The organism is Xenorhabdus hominickii, assembly GCF_002632725.1.
Classification (GTDB): Bacteria; Pseudomonadota; Gammaproteobacteria; order Enterobacterales; family Enterobacteriaceae; genus Xenorhabdus; species Xenorhabdus hominickii.
On the sequence record NZ_NJAI01000112.1, the window covers coordinates 1 to 441 of the forward strand.

Here is a 441-nt window from a genome sequence, read left to right on the forward strand (position 1 = left end):
TTGGTCAGCCTGGCGACGACGGCATCAATACCGGGCGCAACAATGTCACTGTCGCCGCCGGGAAAATCATCGGCTTACAGAGCAATTACGGCTGTAGTATTAGAATGCGCCTTAGCCATCATTCAACTCCATATCAGTTGGTTGTGGTTAGCAGATTGCCCGTGTTGACGCACTGACAATCTGCGATCATTTTATGGACTACTCTTTCTTCTTCGCTGCCTGCCTTGCTGAATCCCAGCGCCGTGATTGATATTTGATAATCAGGCTTTCCAATATTTCCCGCACAATACCTTGCTCATCTTCAGGAAGCTGGCAGGTTTGACCGGTGTCACTCACAGTGACGAACAGGGGCTGATCAGCCGTTGGTCGGACGGTGATCAGACCGCCGTGGAGTACCGCTATGATGCGCAGGGGCGTTGTATTTATACCGTAGGCAGCGGC

General features: G+C 51.9%; 1 pseudogene. It reads right to left on the reverse strand.

Annotation, left to right across the window (positions count from 1 at the left end):
• Positions 1–198: 198 nt before the first annotated feature.
• Positions 199–441: pseudogene (locus tag Xhom_RS34825) on the reverse strand (hypothetical protein); the annotation flags it as partial.